Source organism: Pacificoceanicola algae, from assembly GCF_049341065.1.
Lineage (GTDB): Bacteria > Pseudomonadota > Alphaproteobacteria > Rhodobacterales > Rhodobacteraceae > Pacificoceanicola.
In genome coordinates, this window is sequence record NZ_JBMPIX010000003.1 from 418,341 (window position 1) to 440,128 (window position 21,788).

A 21,788-nucleotide genomic window follows, 5' to 3' on the forward strand; every position below is an offset into this window, starting at 1 on the left:
AATGTCCGTCCGCAACCTCGTCAAATCCATCCAGGATATCATGCGCAAAGACACCGGCGTCGACGGTGACGCGCAGCGCATGTCCCAGCTTGTCTGGATGTTCTTCCTTAAGATCATGGACGACCAGGACGAGGCGCTGGAAATTACGCAAGACGACTACACCTCGCCCATCCCCGAGGACCTGCAATGGCGCACCTGGGCGGCCGACCCCGAGGGGATCACCGGCGACACGCTGCTGGCCTTCCTGAACGACGAACTCTTCCCACGCCTCAAACTTCTGTCGCCCCAGAAAGGCCCACGCGCCAAGGTCGTCCGCGACGTGTTCGAGGACGCCTACAACTACATGAAATCCGGCCAGCTGCTGCGGCAGGTGATCAACAAGATCAACGAGGTCGATTTCAACAACCTGACCGAGCGCCAGCACTTCGGCGACATCTACGAACAGCTGCTCAACGACCTGCAAAACGCGGGCAACGCGGGCGAATATTACACGCCCCGCGCCGTCACCGCCTTCATGGTCCAACAGATCGACCCGACCCCGGGCGAAGTGCTGTTTGACCCCGCCTGCGGCACCGGCGGCTTCCTCACCTGCGCCATGCGCCACATGCGCGACAAACACATCAAGCGCCCCGAGGACGAGACGCTGATGCAGGCCTCCCTGCGCGCGACCGAAAAGAAACCGCTGCCCCACATGCTCTGCGTCACCAACATGCTGCTGCACGGGGTCGAGGAGCCGTCCTGGGTCCGCCATGACAACACGCTCGCCCGCCCGCTGGTCAGCTGGGGACAAGCGGACAAGGTCGACATCGTCCTGACCAACCCGCCCTTCGGCGGCAAGGAAGAGGACGGGATCGAGAACAACTTCCCCACCTTCCGCACCCGCGAAACCGCCGACCTCTTTCTCGCCCTCATCATCCGCCTGCTGAAAAACACCGGCCGCGCCGCCGTGGTTCTGCCCGACGGTTCGCTCTTTGGCGAAGGGATCAAGACCCGGCTCAAGGAGCACCTGCTGGAGGAATGCAACCTGCACACCATCGTGCGGCTGCCGAACTCGGTCTTCAAACCCTATGCCTCCATCGGCACCAACCTGTTGTTCTTCGAAAAGGGCACGCCCACGCAGGAGATCTGGTTCTGGGAGCACCGCGTCCCCGAGACGCAGAAGGCCTATTCGATGACCAAGCCGATCCGGCTGGAGCATCTGGACGACTGCGCCGCATGGTGGGGCGGCGAGGCCCGCGAAGGGCGGCAGGAAAGCGAGCGCGCCTGGAAAGTGTCGATCGAGGAGATCCGCGAACGCGGCTTCAACCTCGACATCAAGAACCCGCATGTGGAGGCCGAGGACTGGGGCGACCCCGAGACCCTTTTGGGCGACCTAACCAAGGCCGAAGCCTCGGTCGACAGCCTGCGGGCAGAGTTGAAGGCCATACTGACCGAGGCACTGGCCCGATGAACGCCGAACGGTTTCTGGAGGTTTACGAGCAGATCAGCGAAGCGCCGGACGCCATCGCCCGGCTACGGCGGTTCGTGCTGGATTTGGCGGTGCGTGGGAAGCTGGTGGAGCAGGATGCGGGGGATGAGCCTGCTTCAGAACTATGGAAGAAATTCATCGGGATCAAAGCCGAGCTGATAAAAAGCAAAATGATCCGAAAGCCGAAGGCGTTAAAGCCCATTTCGGATGTTGAGGCGCTGTCCTATACTCCTTTTGGTTGGGAAACGCAGCGCTTGGGAAGCACTTCGATCCTGATTACCAAAGGAAGCACACCGACTTCCTACGGCCACGAATTCACCCAAGAGGGCGTAAACTTCCTAAAGGTCGAATCCATCCGGAATGATCGCGTCGACGCTTCAAGCATAACTGCTTTCATCTCGAACGAAACGCATGAGTTTTTGTCACGATCACAGCTTAAAGCTGGGGATATTCTTTTCTCCATCGCCGGAAGTATTGGGACATGCGCGGTCGTATCTGCTGACATTTTACCTGCCAACACAAACCAAGCTCTCGCGATTATTAGGGGAACAGCCACGGTTTTTAGCCCTGACTTTCTGCTCCTGCTGCTTCGTTCGTTTGTTTCAGATGCCGTCAAGGACAGGGCTCGTGGCGGCGCGATGAATAACGTCTCATTGGCTGACTTGCAGAACCTCGTTCTGCCCATCCCCCCTCTCGCCGAGCAGCATCGGATCGTTGCCAAGGTCGATGAACTCATGGCGCTTTGTGATCGGCTGGAGGAGGCCCGCAAGACGCGGGAGGAGGTGCGCGACAAGCTCACCGCCGCCAGCCTCGCCCGCCTGACCGCCCCCGAGACGACAGCACAAGCGGAGCCAGCAAAAGTGGGCACCGGTTTTGCGTCCGGCTCCGCGACCAGCGAAGATGACTTCCCCACCCACGCCGCCTTTGCCCTCGAGGCGCTCCCCGCCCTCACCACGCGCCCCGACCAGATCAAGACCCTCCGCCAAACCATCCTAAACCTCGCCGTCCGTGGCAAACTGGTGGAACAGGATGCGACGGATGAACCGGCGACTGAGTTGTTAGAGCAGATTGCCGAAGACCGTGAACGGCTTTTGAAAGCAGGTGAGATAAAGAAGCAAAAGCCAATCCTACCCTTGGACGACAGCGAGGTGCCCTACGAAGTCCCGGACACTTGGCAGTGGGCTCGTTTCAATGAGATCGCAGCGATCCAATCGAACTTGGTATCCCCCAAAGGCTACCCCGACATGCCGCACATCGCGCCGGACAACATCGAAGGTTGGACAGCAAGGCTTCTTCCTTATGTCTCAGTGAAAGAAGCTGGCGTGTTCAGTGGCAAGCACAGCTTCTCCGCTGGCTCTATCCTCTATTCCAAAATCCGCCCCAACCTCGCCAAGGTGACAATTGTCGATTTTGATGGCCTATGTAGCGCGGACATGTATCCGATCCGCGCGCACATTCACCGCGAGTTTTTGGTGAAGTTCATGATCACTCAAGCTTTTGTCGATCAATCCGTTTCTGAAGACAATCGCGTGGCCATGCCGAAAATCAACCAAGCGGCGCTGTCCAATATCATGATCCCAGTCCCACCCCTCGCCGAACAACACCGCATCGTGGCCAAGGTCGACGCCCTCATGGCGCTCTGCGACAACCTGGAGGCCGCCCTGACCATCACCGACACCACCTGCACGCGCCTTCTCGAGGCCCTCCTCCACGAGGCGCTGGCCCCGGCGCAGACGCAGACGCAGACGCAGACGCAAGAGGACGCCGCATGAGCACAGGGCTGCCAGACGGCAAACGCATCCGCATCCGCTCTTTCTACGGCTTCAGCCCCGAGGAAGACGGCTATGTCGGCTGGACCAAGGAAACCGACCGCGACGCCTATCTGCGCAAGCTGAGCGACGGCGATTTGATCATGATCTATGGCGCCAGCACATCCGAGACCGACCGGGCCGAACGATCCTACGTCCTGGGCTTTCTCCAGGTCGAGGCAAAGGCGATCCGCGACGCGGACAAGGCCTCGGACTTCGGCATGCAGCGCAAACGGGATCGCGGCTGGCTGGGCCGGTGGAGCCACGCGATCCCCGTCCGGCGGGCATGGCGCACAGATGAGAAAATGATGATCGGGCGGATTGCCTTCAACTCATACCGACCCGAGGCCGGGCAGGCGCTGGCGGTCCATGGCGCCGAACTGGACGATGCCGAGATCGCACAGGCCCTGAAGCTGAAGGTCCGCGAGGTGAACGTCTATGGCGAGCCGCCCCTGGCCGAGCCGGATGCGCCTGCTGTGCCCTTTGCCGAGGTCTTCAAACCCTCGCGCGCCTTTCCGGGCAGCAAGGGGAAACGGACGGCGACCTATGAGGACGGGGACACGTTTCTTTATCTTGCGGTGTTCGAGGGCGATGGGCACGCACTGCTCGACCGCAAGAAGTCGTTTGGGGACAAATCTGTTGCTATGAAGGTGGGCGTTACCAACAACCCGAAGCGGCGCTGCGCAGAACTGAATGCCGGAATTCCGCCGGCCGCGCGAGGCAAGTGGGCGATGCGATTGATTTCCCAACCTTTCCCCGACATGAAATCTGCCGAGAGTGTTGAACAGCTGTTCAAGAAGAGGTCGATCGACCGCCTCGAGAGTTTAGGACGGGAATTCTTCTGGGGTCGGGCAGAGGATGCGGAGGCGTTGTGCTGGTCGCTTCCGGGCATGGCACGATTTAGCGGGCACAAGTAGTCTCCTCAACTCATCCGTCCCAACCGTTTCCTACATCGCTTGAGTATAAAGGCGGTATTGGGGCTTTGGTCCCACGCTTCAGGAGCGTCCTGACCACTCCGCAACCGGCCCTGCCCTTGCAGTCTGGGCTACTTGATCCGCACAAGCGATTTGATGCGCTCGGCAGCGCGCCAAGCTCCATGAGTTTTCTCTTCCAAGTGGTATCACCAACCGCCGCAGAACTGCGGCAAATTTTTTTTGAGTAATTTCTTCGCCTCGAACTAAACCAGCCAACATCACCATTGCCAACACGCAGACGGGCACTGCGCAAGGCCTTTGAAGCCGGACAGATACCGGCCCCCATCAAAGAAGTCGGCAACAAAAAGGAGCCAGCCGCATGCCCCGTGATCTCTTCGCTGCTGTACCAGCAGCACAATTTGTTATTTCGAACGCATTTGCCCTCGAATGTGCCTCTCAACTGCTTGGCGGGATCAAAGCACAAAAACGCTTCCAGCGACTTGCCAGTGACCTTCTTGCCTCGCCCAACCTAACACGTCGGCTGACACGCGAACTGGATGCCTTGGACGACCTGCTCTCGTTGCGGCACGTGCACAATTCCGACCGCATCGAGGCAGCACATTTTTCAAACATTCAGCCAGATGATCCCGCCGTGGAAGAAGTCTGCATGTTGCTGGACGGTCTGCGCGAGGCGCGATCACTCGAACATCCTTCTCACGGCATGACGAACTCGAACCGGTGAGACTGAAAACTTTGGCAACTCGATATTCACGAACCAAGGAGACTATCATGGCAAACCAAATCAAAGATGTTGCTCATCAAGCTGTATTGGAATTCGCTGCATTGTGCAGCCTTTATCAGATCAAACGCGGGCTTTTGTCGTTCTCGGCTCGAACCAAGGCCGACCAATTCGTCGCCGAGATCCAAAGCCAAGGGCATTTCGAACCCGCGATTCTGGACAATGCCTCTGACCTACAACAGTGCCTGCAATGCGAAATCGAGGTATCCGGGGGCGCTCCGACCGCCGCGAGAAGCGATGAAGGTGATCTATTTTGGCTCGGAGGTTCGGCAGCCAGCCGGGAGCTTGCCGAACTCGAACGAAGCTTGGACAGTTACATCAGGCACTCGCGCTATGTCAGCCTTGCTCTTGAAGCCGAGGCGGCCATCGACCGTCGCCGTGCAAGGCTTTCAACGGATTGATATCGCTAAATATAGGCGGAAAGCTCAAAATCGCCTCCACTGGCAACTGCCACCTTTCTTGCAACAACACACCTGCGTCAAACCCCAGAACAGCTGGGGAGGTCCGGACAATGAAATGAGGCGAACTGCGTTAGAAATGTCCACCACGCCTCCCTGAAAACAAATATCTATTGGCCAAAAGTAAACGTAGCGAAACAAAGAAACACGGAAAAACGAAAATAAAATCATTGCGTTCATGCTTTGTCCCGGCGCATTAAAAGCCGGCACAATCAAGAACTGATGAGGGGCTGCGAAACCAGGCGTCTGTCTTGCTTAACTTCACAAGGCAAAGGCTTGCGCCGTTTTTCCAGACCTATGTGCAAGATGCACAAATCGCCCTGAATGGACGCAAACTGTTACCTCGGGCAGAAGCCCTTTCATCCGTATCATGGAGATCGATATGAACCCCATTTATACACCAGATCAACTCGCTGACCGGTGGAAGTGCTGTGCAAACACAGTTCGAAAAGCAATCGAATCCGGGGAACTTGCGGCCTTCCGCGTAGGGAGACTTCTAAGAATTCCGGAAGAATCTGTATTAGCGTTCGAGACGCGATTCACGGATAGCAAACACTGTTAGCGAGAATATCAATATCTCTGCTACCTAACAAACTCGGTTGAGGGACAAGATGACCTGATTGGTCTTCAAAATCCACTCCACTCAGACCGTATCAGGTATACAACTTCCAGGGCATTAAAATACGAACGTACTTCCCAGCCAACTCGGCTGGGAAACCAAATCTTGCATGCCATGGTTTTCAAAGGACAACTTCAATGCCTCCTTTCTCTGTTCAAAAGTACCGCGGTGGATACGCGGTCACATTCAACGATAATGATGGCGTCCGCCGGCGGTTCTCCCTGAAGGCGAAGACAAAAAAAGATGCGCTGCCAGAAGCTGCTGAAATCGTACAGGACTATTTCCGCAAACCAGCCAATGAAGTCAAGATTCAAGATCTTTGGGACCTCTATCTTGAATATCTTGGTACAAAGCCTTCGGCGGCGCGAATGCGTAGCGCCGGAACACTGCTTGAATACTTTCGACATTTCAAACCATTGCAGATTACGCAGAGTGTCGTTGAGGAGTATATAAAGGGTCGTGTTCACAAAATCACAGGAAAACCGGTTTCTCAGGAAACGTTGTGGTCAGAGCTCGGCCTCTTACGCGATCTTATTAGCTATGCACGTAAACGGCGGGTAATTGGGCAGGACGACATTCCCTACATTCCTCGCCCTTCCAAGCCTGCTCCTCGTGATCGTCCGCTGTCGAAAAACGAGGCTGCTGCGCTAATCAAGGAAGCAAAGCAAACTCCACACCTATTCGTCGCAATCCTTCTGCTTCTGGGTACAGCGGGACGGGTTTCCGCAGTTTTGGAGCTTGAATGGGATCGTGTAGATTTCAAAAGTCAGACGATTGACCTTCGGACGAACGCACAAGGAACGCGCAAGGGCCGAGCAAAAGTTCCGATGAATCCGTTCCTTCGCGATCAACTTCTCGAGTGGAAAGCGAAAACCAACTGTTCGTTTGTCGTTTCGTACAATGATCAAAGCGTCAGTAGTATCAGAACGTCATTTAAGAAGGCTGTAAAGCGAGCTGGTCTCAAAGACGTCCGCATACATGACCTTCGCCACACAGCCGCAGTGTGGATGTTGGAGGAAGGTTCGACAATTCAGAAAATCAGCCAATTCTTGGGTCATACGACGCTCGATCAAACGTTCAAGGTTTATGCTCGCTATCAGCCCGACTATCTTCGTCAGGAGGCCGATGCCCTTGACGTCGCGAACCTGGTCTCGACGGACAACGAGGATTTCGAACGTATGAAGCAGCGCAAAATGGTGTTCCACGACACCAGCGAGTATGCAGCTATCACCGTTTACAAACGCTGGCACCCAGAACTTGCACATTTCCTTAAGCATCATGCTGATGGCGTCATGCAGCAAATTCTGAGCTTGCAGGAAAAAATTTAGAACTGTGAATAAGGCTGTGCTCCATGTTTTCGACATGGCGCACAGCGTTCACTGAACCTTCACAGATGCGCCGAAAGGGATTACCTGCGTTGCCTCGCGCGCAAGCATGTTCTTAATGAGCTAAAATTCAAAGGATTAGCCGAAACATGATTTGCTCATAACGCCTTGGTTGGGGGTTCGAGTCCCTCCGGGCCTACCAAACCCATTGTTATTTCCGGATGTTTCGCTTGTCCGCTCCCTTGTTGAAAGCGCTTGATTGACATTGGCGCGTCGCGATCAAACAGTGGGGCACGAATGCCCCAGTGGCTGCGGCAACACCAAACAATTCGCCAGCTGCCGGATTTTCGTCAATGCTTAGGCGGTCTAGTTGCTCAAATGCGTCCGGTTCAAACCGGCGGCGCGGGAAACGGCTTCGCCTTTGGCAAGCCGCATCAAGGTGTCGCGCGTGTCTTGGGACGTTTCGCGCCGGGCGGCCTGCTCAATCAAGGTGCGCGCGTTGACGTTCTTGGTGCGGATCAGGCTGCGTGCCGCTTCGATCCGGACCGTTGCATCCGGGTCGCGCAACCCGTGCGTCACAAAGGTCTCAAAACTGTCGACCGCCGGCATTCCTGCCAGCGCGCTGAGCGCCGCACGACGAAACCCCGGGTCCGGTGCATTGGCGGCGATATGTTGCAATTGATCGACCGAGGCTGCGTTGCCGTTGTAGCTGAGCTGAACGATCTCGCGCACAGCGGTGGCCCGCTCGCTTGCGGTAGGCTGAACTGGCGGGCTGGTTGCTGCGGCCTGCGGCGTACCTTCGGCCATCTCGGCAGTCGGGACATCCCCATCGGCCTCGGCAACGACCCATATCTTGCGGATCTCCGGCGGCGTAGCGCTGTCATCATAGAACAAGACGACGGAGTTGGCTGAGATGATCCGGTTCAACGCCGCATCAACAGTCAGGCCGTCAAATTCAATTGCGCGACCCAGCTTCCCAAGCCGGGCGCTGAGTTTGACGTCAATGCCCGCCACCTCTCCTATCCGCTCAATGATCGCTGCGCGGGAGGTGCCGGACAGAACCTGCCCGCTCAGCAAGCCAGACTTGGCGTCAAATGCCAAATCAATGCCCTGCCCCGCCTTGGTGGCGGAGCTGTGCTGTGGCGCCTCTTGCGCCTGAACCGCCACGCCGATCAGCGTGGCGGCGAGAACCTTGACCACAAGGCCGTGCATCAAATAGCCCGCCATCAGCGGCGCAGGTGCGAACCACGATATTCCATGGACTTCGCACTGGCGACGATCGCCTTGTCGTTGGCCTTGTCCGTTCCGTTGACCGATGACGTGGTCTGGGCAAAGGTCAGCACCGCATGCGCTGCGGCATCGCCCATCTGGTCCAGCGCTTCCAGACTGATGTTGTCGAAGGTATCGCAGGCAAGGTGATAGCAGGGATCATATTGTTCGCCCGCCGTGCCACCATAAATCGCGACCTCTGCATCGGTCTTGATGCCTTCGGCGCCGGTGAACAGACCGCCGGCGGGGATTCCGACCTCAATGAACGGTCCGTAATCCGACCGACCGTCAAACGCGGTTGCCTCGACCTCAAGCCCCTGTTCGGCGAAATAATCCAGAAACACCTGTTCGGTATTGCCGGACCCGTTCGGACCTGCCGTGCCCGTGGCCGAGCCATCGCCGTCATAGACAAAGCGCACGAAGTTGGGCGAACCGATCATGTCGAAGTTCAAGTTGACGGCGATATCCTTGATGTCGCGCTTGCTCAGTTGCGAGACATAGAATTCCGAGCCGAGAAGACCCGCCTCTTCGGCGCCCCACCATGCAAACCGCACCTTGTTGCGCGGCTCGATCTCAAGCGCGGCCATTTGCAAGGCGATTTCCAGAATGGCGGCAGAACCGCTGCCGTTGTCCTGAATGCCCGGGCCTTCAGAGACCGAATCCAGGTGCGCGCCAACCACAACCACGCGATCGTCCCGCCCGGCGGGGGTTTCGGCGATGACATTGGCCGAAACGCGGTTTTCCGAGACCGCATCGACCTTCAGCCGTACTTCGATATCCACCTCGGGATCGTCATCACCCGAGGCAAGTTCCTCTCCGACAGCAAAGGCCGCGCCGACAATCGGAATGCTGAAGTCAGGGCCGCCAAGCGTGCCAAGGAAATTGTCCGTGCGTCCCGGTTGGCCTTCATTGAAGATCACCACGCCAACCGCGCCGGCGGCCTCGGCATTCGCGGCCTTCTCCGCAAAGGAACAACTGCCACGCTGGATGATCGCGATGTTGCCGGACACGAAATCGGCAAAGTCGGCAGCCTCGCATCCGCTGGTCGAGCTGTTGTCCGTCGCACCGGGTGGCAGCATGAGATCGACGCCCTGTGCAATAGCGGTCACGTCGCCCGATCCCGAATAGCTCATCGTCGCGAAACCGGCCAAACCGAAATAGTCGTAGGATGCGGGATTTGGCGCAATCTGTTCAAGAATGCCGATCGAAAGTTCCTGAAAGTAGGGATATTCAAACGGCTGGACCGTCACGTCATACCCTGCCCCGCTCATTTGCGTGGCGACATAGTTGACCGAGGCCAGATAGCCCGGACTGGAGGCTTCGCGAATACCGCCATTGGCGTCGGCAAAGCCTTGCAAGGCGGCCTGATGCACGCGGATACCTTCGACGGTCACGGCTTCTCGAAGGTCGCTGGAATCCACACCGGTTGCTGAAAAAACGGGATTACTGAGTACACATGAAAGTGCGATAACGGACGTGCCCATTAGGGTCGGACGTGACAACATTTCTCATCTCCCTGACTATATTTTGATTGAATAATTCAACCAGAATACTCGGAAAGGGTGTTTTCTCAAAATGAAATTTGGCAAGTCACCTTTGGATATGCGGACTGCGCCCAATTCGTTGCTGCCCCACCAGTGGCGCGATGGCGCGCCTTTCGATCACCTCAGAAAGGGCCCATCGTTTCGGTCAACCACGCCGTAATCGGAGCGGCCAGAACACCTCGGTTTTCCTTCCACGCGCTTTCGGGCGCTTCCTGAAACCCGAAATGGTGGATACCCACCAGTTGCCCCGAGAGATTGAGAATGGGCGCTCCGGATGAACCGCTGGCCGTATCGCAGGTATGGGTAAAATCGCTGTCTGGCGCGCGGCCTGTGACCGGGCTTTGCACGGCGGCGCAATCGATAAACGACACCTCCATTGGCAAATCTCCGGGGTGCTGAATGATCACCAAGGGCCCCTCTGGTTGCACCGGGTCTTGTGGCACGGTCACGGTGCCAAAGGCTTCGCCCGGGGATGCTGACAGATGCACCGCTGTGACATCATAGGCAAAGCTGGATTGTTCCGGCGCATAGCCTTTACACCTGAGTTGCGGGCCCATCGAAAGCCCGCCCACTTCGTTGCGGCGATAGCCAAAGACAGCCGTCATCGTCGCGCAGGATTCATCCGAGCGGATGCAGTGTTCGTTGGTCAGCAAAAGGTCAGGCGCGACAAGAAACCCGGTGCAGGTGCGGGGCACACCGCCATCAAAGAACGACAAAAACGCCACGGGACCAGAGAGCGCGCGGATTTCATCGGGCACTTCTGGCGCGGCGATCGGGTACAGCTGGTTTTCCCCGTGCGTGGAATAAAGCACCACTTCATCCTGCTGCACCGACAGGTTCGAAATCCGAACGGTTGTCTCGTCGGACAGCCGGTCCGGGGTGAACAGGGCCATCGTGACCTGACCATTGGGGATCAGCCCCGTCCAATAGCCATCCTCTGGCACCTCGATCAGGGGGATGATGAACTCCTGATCCAGTTCCGAAAACAGGTAAAGCTGTGCCGTTTCCGGCACCTGTGGCCCTTCGACCTGGATCAAAAGCCGCAGGTAATCTGTGTCCGGAATCTCGATCCCGTCTTTCCAGACCACCGGCAGATCATCCGAGCGTTCCTCCGGGCCAATCCGCAGGTCCAGATCCCGCACGCCGCCATCGATGCGCGATTCCAGAACCGGGATGTCCTGCGCATGGGCCGCGGCGCCCCAGACCAGCAGATACAGGCAGACCGCCCTCATCCCTGAAACAACGGTGAAGTATAGTCGCGGATCGCGCCGAACGGAAAGCTGACCACTTCCGGGACGCCGTCGACTGTTGTACGCACCTCGACCATGGGCGAGATCGTCGCCACAAGGCAGGAGGCGTCGCGCTCCAACGTGCCATAACGGCTGCCGTCCTCTTCGCCGACATGACGGAACAGGATGTGCCGGTCCTTGTCATCGTTGAAGGTCAGCCGGCGAATGTTCCACCACGATTGGAAGCGCTGATCAGGGTTGGGTGAACGACAAACAATCACGTCTGGAACATTCACCACTTGCCCGACAATGCGGCGCCCGTCGAACAGTTCGAACTGAGCGGAATTCAATGCGATTGCGCGTTTGACATTCAACCGCCCGGCCATGACCTTGCCGTTCAAGCCAGTAAAGAAATCTGCTGTATAGATCAGCCGGTCTTTCACCACCTTCGGGGCGATTTGTCCGCCAGCCGCCAACAGCGCCGGATCATCGCCGTAAATGAATTCGCCTGTGGAAAAGATCAGCGATGCAGTCGCCGTGACCTGCGGTGCGGCAAACGACGTGCCGGTCATCGCGGTAAACGCATTGTCTGAAGTGGTCGTCAGAATATCCACCGCTGGCGCGCCGATCTCAAACTTTGAGCTGGTGTTGCTACCGCGTGACCCGGAATGCCAGGGCGTGGGATTGTCCATGTCGTTGTCCAGACCGACAACCGTAATGACATTCTCCAGGGAATTGAGACAGGCGGGGATCAGGGGGCATCCGCCATTCAGCGGCTTGTTCTCGTTTCCGGCAGCCGCGACGATCAGCAACCGGCTTTCCTGAATACGCAGGGCGTTTTCCACTTCACCGCTGCCCTGAAAATCGGGCAGCAGACCAAAGCTCAGGTTCGCGACGCGGGCGCCGACCGGAATATCGGTCATGATCTGTTCGGCCAACCGGACAATCTGCCGATCCCGCGGCAGCGTCTTGTCAAACGAGATCATGTGGATGCGCGCATTTGGGTTGAGGCCAACAATCCCCTTGCCGTTCAAGGGCGATGCGATGACGCCGGCAACCGCCGCCCCATGTTCAGAAAGGCTCAGCCCCAGCGGGTCGATCTTGTCGCAATCCAGACTTAGCCCGGCCCCCTCCCCCTCCGCCGATGCCATGCGCGCGACGTGTTCGCCATCGGCAGGCGCGGCGGCCGCAACGGTCACCGTTTCGGGCGGGCCAAATATCTTGCCATCACTCATGATCAGCGGCGGCAGATCACAATGCGTTTTCGTCACCGCGCTGTCGATCACCACCACATCCACCGGGTGGCTTTGCTGTTCGGTCAGCGGTTCAAGCTGCGCAAAGGGGTGGTTGATCAGTTTGAAGAGGTCGATCTGCTCCACCACCAGAGGATCGTCGCTGATCCCGTACTCCTTGATGGTCCCTGTTGTGCGCAGATTGGACCGCAGCGTTTCCAGAGCAAAATCATTCAACGACCGGCTGCTGAATTGCCTTTGCCAAGCGGGCGAAAACACCTTGGTGGGATCGACAAAGGTCAGCACCTTGTCGGAAATCCGTGTCGAGGGCTGCAATCTGCGCAACAGGGTGGATTTTTCGTCCGGACGCAAGGCAATGCTGGCCTGCAATTGCAACTGCGGAACGGTCACGTTCACAAGCCCGCTGGGTGCCTTGATAATGGGTGGGTTGAAGCGCGCGATGACGTCTTCGCAGCTCCCTTTCCACGCCGAGCAGTCCATTCCCGGCTGGATTTCGAATTTGGACAGATCAAACCCGCTTGGCACCTGTATGCGAGTCAGCGTCGTGATCGACTGAAACTGGTAATCCGGCACCAAAAGCGTCGCGCCCAGCTTTGTGCGCCATTGTCCGGGACTGATGTTGTAGCCGCCCACATGGGTGGTCAGCGAGCGCAATTGCCGGTCTGACAAGGCGCTGCGGCTGCGACGACACAGATCAGGGTTCAGGTCGCACATCATCGCGTCAAGGCTTTGTGGAAAGAACGCCCCGTAGAACAGGTTTTCATCCCGCAGGACACGCTCCACAAAGGGGCTTTTGTCCATCGTCACCCTGCGCAGGGTCAGATTGCCCGAGTTGTAAAGCGACAGGTAAAGTGCCTCCATCTCGTTCGACAACTCGGTGGCGTTTTCGCTGTGGGAACGCCAGTCCATCACCAGATCGGGCAAACCGGACTGCGCGGCAACCTGGCCAGCGCCAAGGAAAACCGCAGAAATCATGGCAAAGAATTTCATACTCATTCTCCTTTTGCGAAAGAGTGTCATGGCGCTGTCCTCAGGATGGACACATTGGCCGTTCCTGCACCAAAGCCGTGCACCATGACATTGGCCATGCTCATGCCGCTGGGTACCTCGAATTCACACGTCTCGTCGGCGCCTTCGGTGTAGGGGCGGCAATCAAACCCCGCCAGCGAGACCAGCTTGTCAAAGCGCACGTAAAGATCCGGATCGCCCGTGCCCGACATGACGGCGCGAAACATGGAGCCTGGCACGACCGGGAAACTGCCGACCATCTCGATCTGATCCGCCGCCAGTTCAAACGGGCCAAGGGCCTCGGTCTTGGGGGCGTTGGAGCCGCCGCGCGGCTTGCAGATTGACGGATCGATGGAAAACCCCGGGGCCGGTCCATAAAGGCAGGCGATCCCGTTCTTGTCCTTTTCGGTCAACCGCAGGCTCCAATCGCCCCGGCCGTTGCATTGCGGATAGTGCATCACCGAAAACGCATCGTAATTCGTGACACCCCGCCAGTTGCCATCTTCAAAGCAGGTGCCCGCCTCTGGCCGGGTGTGTTCGTGCCGTCCGCCGACCACATGGCCCAGTTCATGGCGCAGAACGCCGCGCAAGGTCAGGGCTTGGTTGGGATCAAGGTTGAACGACGACGGATCAATCACAAGACTGCGTTCCGGGCGCCGATCGTTCGGGAAGAAGGCGGCGGCAAGGAACAGCCCGCCCGCATTCACCGGACGCACATCGAACAGCACACGCCCGTTGCCGGGATCGCAGTTCTGATCCTCGGACTGGATGTAGATAAAATCGAGATCGGCGACCGCCTCCCACGCCGCTGTGGCGGCCTGCATGTCGGTGACAACGGCGGAATGGCGGCTGCCAAAATCGCGGCTGACGCAATAGGTCAGCGCGCGGCGCTGCGCCGCCGACCAGATCTGATCCAGCCCGCCAACGGTGATGACCGAAAACTCTGGCACGTCGCTGGCGGGCTTTGGCGGCGCATTGGCGATGTTTTTCAGCCAGAATTCACGCAACAGTTTTTCATTCCGGATCGGCGTGTCGCCATTCACATAGTATTTTCCGGTCGCCTCGACGTAAGGCGTCTGATCGCGGAATTCTTCAAAGCTCAACGCGCTCAGGTTTTGCCGGGCGGTTTCCGCCAGATCGCCAAGCGCCTTGTTGCCCGCCTCCGGGTCCAACGCTTGCGCCTGCGCAAAGGTGGCGACAGTGCAGGCCGCCAGAATGGTCATGATAAAATGTCTCATCTTCAATCCTCCGTTCAAGCCGTCAGGATGGAAACAGCTCCTTGAAAATCGGGTGGTCTGCGTAGAATTCGGAAAGCCGCGCCTTCTGAGCGCCGCTTTCGGTCAGGCCAAGGTATCGCGCGGCGTTGCCCCCCATCACCGCCTGCAAACGATCGCCGGTAAAGCCAAGCTCATCCAGCGTGGCAACGACGTTCGCACTATAGGCTTGATGGCCGGGCATACGTCCGATCATCGACCAGTCCGAACCGTACATCATGCGCTCTTCAATCAGCGGAATACGGTCGATGATCTTGCGCATGTCAGTGATCACCCGGGCGCGATCCGGGTCATCCGGCAGGATCGCGACCGTCCAATAGCCAACGTCGAAATAGACATTGGGAAAATCGCCAAGCATACTTGTGACGGTGTCTTCCCAGTCTTTTTGCGCGGCATCGCTGGCCGGTCCGGATTGCTTGAACCTGCCAAAATGCGCGAGGTTCAGGCGCAGATCGCTGAATTCCGGACGCAACAGAACCTGCCGCCAGCCTTCGGGCGCAGCATAGGCACCGGTTCCCGGACCCGCGCCCATGGAATTGGCAGCGTGTGCCTTGATCGGCACCTCGTTCTCGATGCACCAGGTGTACAAACGCTCAAGTTCGTGATCGAGCGCGGCGCCCCCGCCCTTTGGCGCCCGCTTGGCCCATTTCGACACATCGGCGGTGTTACCGATGGGTTTGAAGCCCATGGGCGGGTAAACCTTGATCCCGGCAAAACCTCGTTCCAGCACCGCCCGTTTCACATTGCGCAAGGAATCCCAATCCGGGTGATCCTCGCGCTCGATCGCGGCGCGCAATGGGCAGAACGGCGCAAAGGGCAGAACCAGCGCATCCTGGAACCTGCTGGTGATGGCCGAGACAACCTCGATCTGATCGCCGACCGGTTCGACATCGTTTTCGGTCGTCTTGAACCAATAGGTGAAATCGACAATCGACGGGGAAAACACCCGGACCTGCTTGTCGCCGCCATACAGGCGCTGCATCTCGGCAAGGATGTCCCGGCGCGCGCGCGTCAACAGCCCGGCCCAGCGGATCGACTGCAAAAACGGCGATGGATAACGGTATTCTCTTTGCGTTCCGGTGCTGAGCGCACCGGGTGCCCCTTTGGCAAAGATTTGTTCAGCAAGGATGCGGGCCTGCTGCTCGGGCGTCTGAAGGCTCGAGCGCACCGAGAGCAATTCGACTTCGCGGGCGATGCGGTCAAGGATCCGGCTTTCTTCGGTTTGCGTGGCTGTCAGCCCGGCGGTGTTGGGCACTGCCCCGGCGGCAAATTCGGTCAGTGCAAGGGCGACATTCTCCTGATCCCGTTGCTCGATTTGACTGGTCGGGGTTGCCGCCGCGCCACCATTTATCTCAGCCAGTTCCTGCGCTGCGGTTGGGGTGTTTATCAGCAGAATGGTTTTCAGCAGCTTGAGAAAGGCAGTGCTGATCATGTCCGGATCAACCGGGCCATGCGGATCGCGCAAGAACGTCTGCTGTACAAAGCCAACCGCAGGAACGTCGCGCCCGTTGAAAAAATGGCTGTGGATATCGATCGTTCCGTCCACAAGGTCGGGCTGGAACCACTCTTTGACCTTGCTACACCCGCCCAGAGTGCTGGACAGCATCAATCCCCCGAGACCTCCAATTACGTTGCGCCTGTTTGCCATATGCATTTCCCTTGGAAGTAAGATTTTGAAAATCAGACACTTTTAGCACCAATGAAAAAAAACCTGGACGCCGGTCATTCTGAACCGGTCAGGGCACAGGGTCGACCGCTTGACCCAACGGTAGCAAGGATACCCCCTTAAATTGAGTGCGGAATACCCTACCCAACCTAAGGCATGATAGACCTCAGATTGACCCTGTGAAAAGATGCATGTGGCATGCACCCTTGAATCAAATCAGCGCAACCGGCTTGTCCGGCGCCGACAACACGTCAGGTGCAGTGAAGGATAATCAGCCGCTCAGGCTCAGTCGACCTTGGGCAATGGGATCAATTTGCTGGGATCTTCGACTGTGTCGGGCGACTTTGGCAGTTCCGGAATGCTGACCCTCTGGTTCGGCTCGGCATAAGACACCCCTTCGGTCGAGGAGAGCGCCTGAATGATGTCGTTCTGGATTGCCGGATAAGGGATTTCGATCAGGTAGATTTTCCCGTCCAACATCCGCGAAACCACCGTTCCGCCAATTTTCGCGATAATGTCCTGGGCCTGAGCTTCGGGCACACCATCGTTGAACCGTATGAGAATCTGTCCCGTCACGTCGCCTTCCTGTGTCACTGGATCAGCCGCCTGCGCCGCCGGATCCGTGGTCTGTGAGGTGCCTGTGTCCGCACAAGCCAAAACGCCGGTCGATGCCAGCGTCAGTACCAATGCAACAGTGCCCATAGGGTTCATGATCGTCATCAATTTTCTCCAAACCGGACACTACATCAGCCGAAACAGGCCGTAAATGAACGCTTTCGTCATCGGCACCGGCCCAAGCGGTACTCCGCTGGGCCGGTGCCTGTCACTTTAGTTGGAACTTGTGGTGCTCTGCCCCATCGGGTCAGTGCCAAGCTCTTCCTGACGGGCCGCCGGGCCCTGATCAGCCTCGGTCCGGTCTGCGGACATGGTCGAGGCTTCCGAGATCGACAGCTTGCCGCCCATCGAGCACGGGATGCCGCGCACCGTCAGTGTGCCGGAGTCCAGTTCCAGCGTCGCGCCGGTCACCCAGAGCTTCCAATAGATCGTGTGGCTGCCTTTGGGCAGGACGATGCTGAAGTCCGTGGAAATGTCGCGGTAGTCATCCTTGCCGCCGGCAAAGTTCATGCGGCGATAGGAACCCGTCCACATGACACTGGGGTTAGCCTGATTGTAGACGCCGGTGCGGACCAAGGTATTGCCCGACCCTTCGATCCGGTGCCCCGAGGTGTCGGTGGAAATATCGACGACCATCGGTTCGGTCAAAGTGAAGCTGACGCTCAGGATGTTGTCGTTCTTCGACACTTGCTTGCGGGCGGACCACATGAACTCATCATAAGCGATTTGGGTATGGGCCTTGGACTTGCAGACTTCGGGCTGCGGCTCCGGCGGGGGTGTGTCGCCCGGCTTCATCGCTTTGCCCAGATCAAGGCGCGCACCCGTCAGACTCGTGCCAGCCAGACCGGGGATGACTTCGGCGGTGTCCATCAGATGCTTTTTGATATCCAGATGGCTCATGCCCGGGTTTTGCGCCCAGACCAGTGCCGCGGCCCCGGCGACATGCGGGGTCGCCATGGATGTCCCGTTGAACGAGGAATATTGCCCGCCTGGTGTTGTCGACAGAATGCCGACGCCCGGCGCCCCCATATCAACGCTTGTTGCGCCGAAACTGGAAAAGCCCGCCTTGGCATCGCTTTGGTCTGTCGCCATCACCGCCAACACGTTATCGACGTTGTAGCTCGACGGGTAATGCGGGTTGGTGTCGTTGTTGGAGTTGCTGTTGCCCGCAGCGGCGACAAACAAGATACCCTCATTGTCAGCTGCACGGATGGCATCTTCCAACGCCCGGCTGAAACCGCCCCCGCCCCAGCTGTTGTTCATGATGTCGGCATCCATCTTGATCCCGTACTCGATGGCGCGGATAGCACCGGCCGTGCTGCCACTGCCCGAGGCCGAGAGGAACTTGAGCGCCATGATCTGCGTTTTCCAGTTCACACCGGCAACGCCAAGCGAGTTGTTGGTGACTGCGCCGATTGTACCCGCCACATGGGTGCCGTGCTGGTTGTCATCCATCGGATCGCCATTGGTCGCTGCGCCGACGAAATTTGCGCCAAAGACATCGTCGATCACGCCGTTGCCGTCGTCATCAATGCCGTTGGCCGGGATCTCACCGGGGTTCTTCCACATGTTCGCGGCCAGATCGGGGTGCCGATAATCAACACCCGAGTCGACCACCGCCACGATCAGATTGCCCGAGTCCTTGCCGATGTCCCAAGCGGCGGGCGCCTTGATCTTGGGCCAGGCCCATTGCTGCGGATAGTCGGGATCGTTCGGCGTCGCATCGGCACGCACCACATACACCGGTTCGATATAGGCGATGCCCGGCACATTCAGCGACCGCGTCGACAGGGCGCCGAATTCTGCATCTGGCGCTTCGATCACCAGCATGCCGACCTCCGGCAGAGTGTCGATGACGCGCACGCCGTCTGACAGCGACTGAATGCTGAACCTTGCCATGTCGGTGCCCGGCGATGTCTTGACGATAAACTGCCCGGGAACGACCTCAGGCTCGGTCTGGGATTCGAACGTCGCCTCTTGGGCATAGGCCAATCCCGCAGCGGAAATCACAGCCGCCGAAATGAGGAGTGAGATACGATGTTTCATCGCTTTTTCCTTTAAAATAAGTTGGTTGGTTAATCAGGGCCGCCTGAAATGGCGGCCCCTAAGTCGTCCGTTTCAGCACCCGATCGCGTTGCAAAGCGCGACGATGTTGTCAGTTGTGAAACGCGGCCCGTTAAAGGTCTTGCCAAAGCTTCCGGTGCAGCTTGTGTTGTCATAGCCGCTGACCACCGAGTTGACCCAGTTGCCACCGCGCCAGCTGCGCAGCCAGGGTCCGCCACTGGCGCCATAGGTCATGGAACAGCCCATGTTCAGAACCGAGGTGCCACCACAGCCCGACGACGGGTTAAAGCTTTCTGCGGCGCAAAGCTCCATCTTGTTGCCGCCACCGATGTTGCCGGGATAACCAAGCGCATGCAGCGACTGGGTGGTTCCCCAGTCCCATGACCGGCCAAGCCAGCCGGTGTAGAATGTCACCGGGCGGTTTTTGGAGTTGTTGCGAAGCTTGATGACACAAACGTCAGACTTGCGATCACCAACGTTGATCCAGCGGTTCAGGACGGTCGCGCTGGACCAGTTGAAGGTGCCGTAAGGCGCATTCCCGCTGTCATAAGCCGGTGCAAACTGAAAGCCACCGATCCAGCTGCCCGCAGAGCGGTCGTAGCAGCAGTGCGCGGCCGTCACGACCACATTGTTGGGGCTGACCACGGATGCCGTGCAGGATCCTTTACTGGTAAACAACTTGCCGACCGCGCGGCGTGGGTAATCCGTGCGGTACGGCGCTTCGCTGTATTGCGTGAAGGTGTCCTTGGTGCCAAGGATGCCGGGTTCGTCTTCGGCCCGCATCGCCGCTTCGCTCCAGGCGTCGGGGAAGGACTGTGCGGCCTCCTCGTCGGCGTTGGGATCAGGCATGCCAGGGCCTTCGGCCCCCGGTGACAGCAGATCGGGGTTCAGAATGGCCGGCTCCTGAACCGCCCGCGTCTGAAGACCCTCGCCCCGTGTTGCGTCCCAATCCAGCGGTTCAACCGCCATGCGCGCTTCGGGTGTATCCAGCGCAGAAACCGCGCTTTCGTCATTTTCGATCGTGATCGTCGATGTCTGTGCAAACACCGCCCCGCCCATGCAGACTGAACAGGTCAGCGCAAAAGCGAGTGTATGAAATCGTAAAAGCATTCCATATACCTCCGAGCTAAGGGTTGAGGCCATGAGAACGACTGAAAATTAATCGGCCTGATGGCCTTCGTTTTTTGAAGAATTGATAAAAATGGGTATTCGATAACAACCATAGGTGTATCATTGCGACCGCAACGGCTGTATGCGGGTATTCCATACTCGGGTGCGAGAGAGCCTGCATAGGCGAAAATTAGCGCAAGTTCAGGTTGATTTTCTGAATGCCCGACATCGACATGACCTTCCCCCTCACGCGCCCGACACTTGTTCGTTCGCACCGTTGCGACCGGAGTCATGGACCATGAAACTATAGCGAATAGGAAGGAATGTTCTGCAACTGCTTTTGATCAGACGACTTTTCAGCCGTCCAGATTGCAATCCTGAGGTGCAAGGCGCCGCGGACCTATGCGTTCCTTCCAGTCTCGGACAGATGAGAACCCGAAGTTACTTCGCTCTCGCCGATGGACAAACGGCATTCAACCAATAGGCGATTTCTGGCCGACAATAACTTGCGTCAACCTTTGATCGGAATAATCGAACCGTCAGGTCGCCCGCCAGGCATTGGCCCGCCGTTCCCAGCGCTGCACGATCATGTATTCGATCAGCAGCATCACAGCAGTGAAGCTGAGCGCATAGGCCAGCACCATCGCCGTGTCGAAAAGTTGAAAATAGAGGTGGATCTGAAAGCCGACGCCATTGGAGCGGCCCAGAAACTCGACCACCAGCACGATTTTCCAGATCACCGCCAACCCGTTGCGAGTGCTGGCGGCCACAAAGGGGCCAAGCTGCGGCCAGATGACATGCAGCAACCGTTTCGCCGGGCTCATCCTGTAGACCCGCGCCATGTCCGACACGCCGCGATCCATGGCGCGCACCCCTTCGCGGATCGTGACCGTGACCATGGCCGTCTTGTTCAGTGCGACCGCAAAGATGGCCGCGACTTCGTTCAAGCCAATCCACAGATAGCACAAGACGATAATCACCAGCGCAGGCAGGTTCAGCAGCACCGTCACCCAAGGATCGGCCCAGCGGTTCAACCGCGGTGCAAGCCCAAGAATGATGCCAAGAGCGCAGCCCACCGTCATCGCCGCAATAAACGCCATGATGACCCGCCACAACGTCCAGGACATATGCAGCCACAGTTTGCCCGAGGCGGCCTCTTGCGCAATGGCTGCGGCCACCAATGCCGGCGAAGGCAGGATCGACGGGTCGTCGCTGAAAAAGGCCGCCAGCGACCAGAACGCGACCAATGCGCCGATCGAAATCAATGTGACGTGTAAGGGCGCGCGTGAGGTATCCATGGTCTCTCCTTCGCACAAGGTTTAGCGCATTCCGCGCGCCGAGGGCCCTACAACAAAGGTCGCATAT

Annotated in this window: 17 protein-coding genes; 7 read left to right on the plus strand and 10 right to left on the minus strand. The window is 58.1% G+C overall.

From position 1 onward, the window contains the following. Nucleotide 1 precedes the first annotated feature (1 nt). From ACOYQJ_RS06895 to ACOYQJ_RS06925, 7 genes are all read left to right on the plus strand, one after another. Nucleotides 2–1,450 (plus strand): type I restriction-modification system subunit M, encoded by a 1,449-nt coding sequence (locus tag ACOYQJ_RS06895; protein ID WP_422905267.1) that lies wholly within the window; start codon nt 2–4, stop codon nt 1,448–1,450. Continuing rightward, nucleotides 1,447–3,240, plus strand: a complete 1,794-nt coding sequence (locus ACOYQJ_RS06900) for a restriction endonuclease subunit S (protein ID WP_422905268.1) — start codon at nt 1,447–1,449, stop codon at nt 3,238–3,240. Before ACOYQJ_RS06895 ends, ACOYQJ_RS06900 begins: the two co-directional genes overlap by 4 nt. After that, nucleotides 3,237–4,193, plus strand: coding sequence for a GIY-YIG nuclease family protein (locus ACOYQJ_RS06905; protein WP_422905269.1), 957 nt, complete (start codon nt 3,237–3,239; stop codon nt 4,191–4,193). Before ACOYQJ_RS06900 ends, ACOYQJ_RS06905 begins: the two co-directional genes overlap by 4 nt. Nucleotides 4,194–4,569: 376 nt before the next feature. Further along, nucleotides 4,570–4,932, plus strand: a complete 363-nt coding sequence (locus ACOYQJ_RS06910; protein WP_422905270.1) for a hypothetical protein — start codon at nt 4,570–4,572, stop codon at nt 4,930–4,932. A 47-nt stretch (nt 4,933–4,979) separates the two neighbouring features. Continuing rightward, nucleotides 4,980–5,390 (plus strand): hypothetical protein, encoded by a 411-nt coding sequence (locus tag ACOYQJ_RS06915; RefSeq protein ID WP_422905271.1) that lies wholly within the window; start codon nt 4,980–4,982, stop codon nt 5,388–5,390. A 439-nt stretch (nt 5,391–5,829) separates the two neighbouring features. Then, nucleotides 5,830–6,009 carry a helix-turn-helix domain-containing protein gene (locus ACOYQJ_RS06920; protein ID WP_422905272.1) on the plus strand — a complete coding sequence of 60 codons (180 nt, stop codon included), beginning with the start codon at nt 5,830–5,832 and terminating at the stop codon, nt 6,007–6,009. 194 nt (nt 6,010–6,203) lie between these two features. Beyond that, nucleotides 6,204–7,394 carry a tyrosine-type recombinase/integrase gene (locus tag ACOYQJ_RS06925; RefSeq protein ID WP_422905273.1) on the plus strand — a complete coding sequence of 397 codons (1,191 nt, stop codon included), beginning with the start codon at nt 6,204–6,206 and terminating at the stop codon, nt 7,392–7,394. 363 nt (nt 7,395–7,757) lie between these two features. Here ACOYQJ_RS06925 and ACOYQJ_RS06930 read toward each other — a convergent pair whose 3' ends face one another. The 10 genes from ACOYQJ_RS06930 to ACOYQJ_RS06975 all read right to left on the minus strand — a co-directional run bounded on the left by ACOYQJ_RS06930 (nt 7,758) and on the right by ACOYQJ_RS06975 (nt 21,721). After that, nucleotides 7,758–8,618: a HEAT repeat domain-containing protein gene (locus tag ACOYQJ_RS06930; protein ID WP_422905274.1), complete on the minus strand. Its 861-nt coding sequence runs from the start codon at nt 8,616–8,618 to the stop codon at nt 7,758–7,760. Beyond that, nucleotides 8,618–10,081: a M28 family peptidase gene (locus ACOYQJ_RS06935; protein ID WP_422905275.1), complete on the minus strand. Its 1,464-nt coding sequence runs from the start codon at nt 10,079–10,081 to the stop codon at nt 8,618–8,620. The genes ACOYQJ_RS06930 and ACOYQJ_RS06935 overlap by 1 nt, the downstream gene beginning before the upstream one ends. 245 nt (nt 10,082–10,326) lie before the next feature. Next, nucleotides 10,327–11,436, minus strand: a complete 1,110-nt coding sequence (locus tag ACOYQJ_RS06940) for a trypsin-like serine peptidase (protein ID WP_422905276.1) — start codon at nt 11,434–11,436, stop codon at nt 10,327–10,329. Then, complete coding sequence (locus ACOYQJ_RS06945) at nt 11,433–13,676, minus strand: S8 family peptidase (protein WP_422905277.1); 2,244 nt, start codon at nt 13,674–13,676, stop codon at nt 11,433–11,435. The genes ACOYQJ_RS06940 and ACOYQJ_RS06945 overlap by 4 nt, the downstream gene beginning before the upstream one ends. Before the next feature lie 26 nt (nt 13,677–13,702). Beyond that, a complete protein-coding gene (locus tag ACOYQJ_RS06950) occupies nt 13,703–14,932 on the minus strand; it encodes a matrixin family metalloprotease (protein WP_422905278.1) in 1,230 nt (409 codons plus the stop codon). 22 nt (nt 14,933–14,954) lie between these two features. Then, nucleotides 14,955–16,574: an amidohydrolase family protein gene (locus ACOYQJ_RS06955; RefSeq protein WP_422905279.1), complete on the minus strand. Its 1,620-nt coding sequence runs from the start codon at nt 16,572–16,574 to the stop codon at nt 14,955–14,957. 345 nt (nt 16,575–16,919) lie between these two features. Beyond that, the gene (locus ACOYQJ_RS06960) at nt 16,920–17,354 is read right to left on the minus strand and encodes a S8 family serine peptidase (protein WP_422905280.1); all 435 of its coding nucleotides are present in this window, start codon (nt 17,352–17,354) and stop codon (nt 16,920–16,922) included. A 108-nt stretch (nt 17,355–17,462) separates the two neighbouring features. Next, nucleotides 17,463–19,295 carry a S8 family peptidase gene (locus ACOYQJ_RS06965; RefSeq protein WP_422905281.1) on the minus strand — a complete coding sequence of 611 codons (1,833 nt, stop codon included), beginning with the start codon at nt 19,293–19,295 and terminating at the stop codon, nt 17,463–17,465. A 72-nt stretch (nt 19,296–19,367) separates the two neighbouring features. Beyond that, nucleotides 19,368–20,423, minus strand: a complete 1,056-nt coding sequence (locus tag ACOYQJ_RS06970) for a trypsin-like serine peptidase (RefSeq protein ID WP_422905282.1) — start codon at nt 20,421–20,423, stop codon at nt 19,368–19,370. A gap of 539 nt (nt 20,424–20,962) precedes the next feature. Further along, nucleotides 20,963–21,721: an ABC transporter permease gene (locus ACOYQJ_RS06975; protein WP_422905283.1), complete on the minus strand. Its 759-nt coding sequence runs from the start codon at nt 21,719–21,721 to the stop codon at nt 20,963–20,965. Nucleotides 21,722–21,788: the final 67 nt, after the last annotated feature.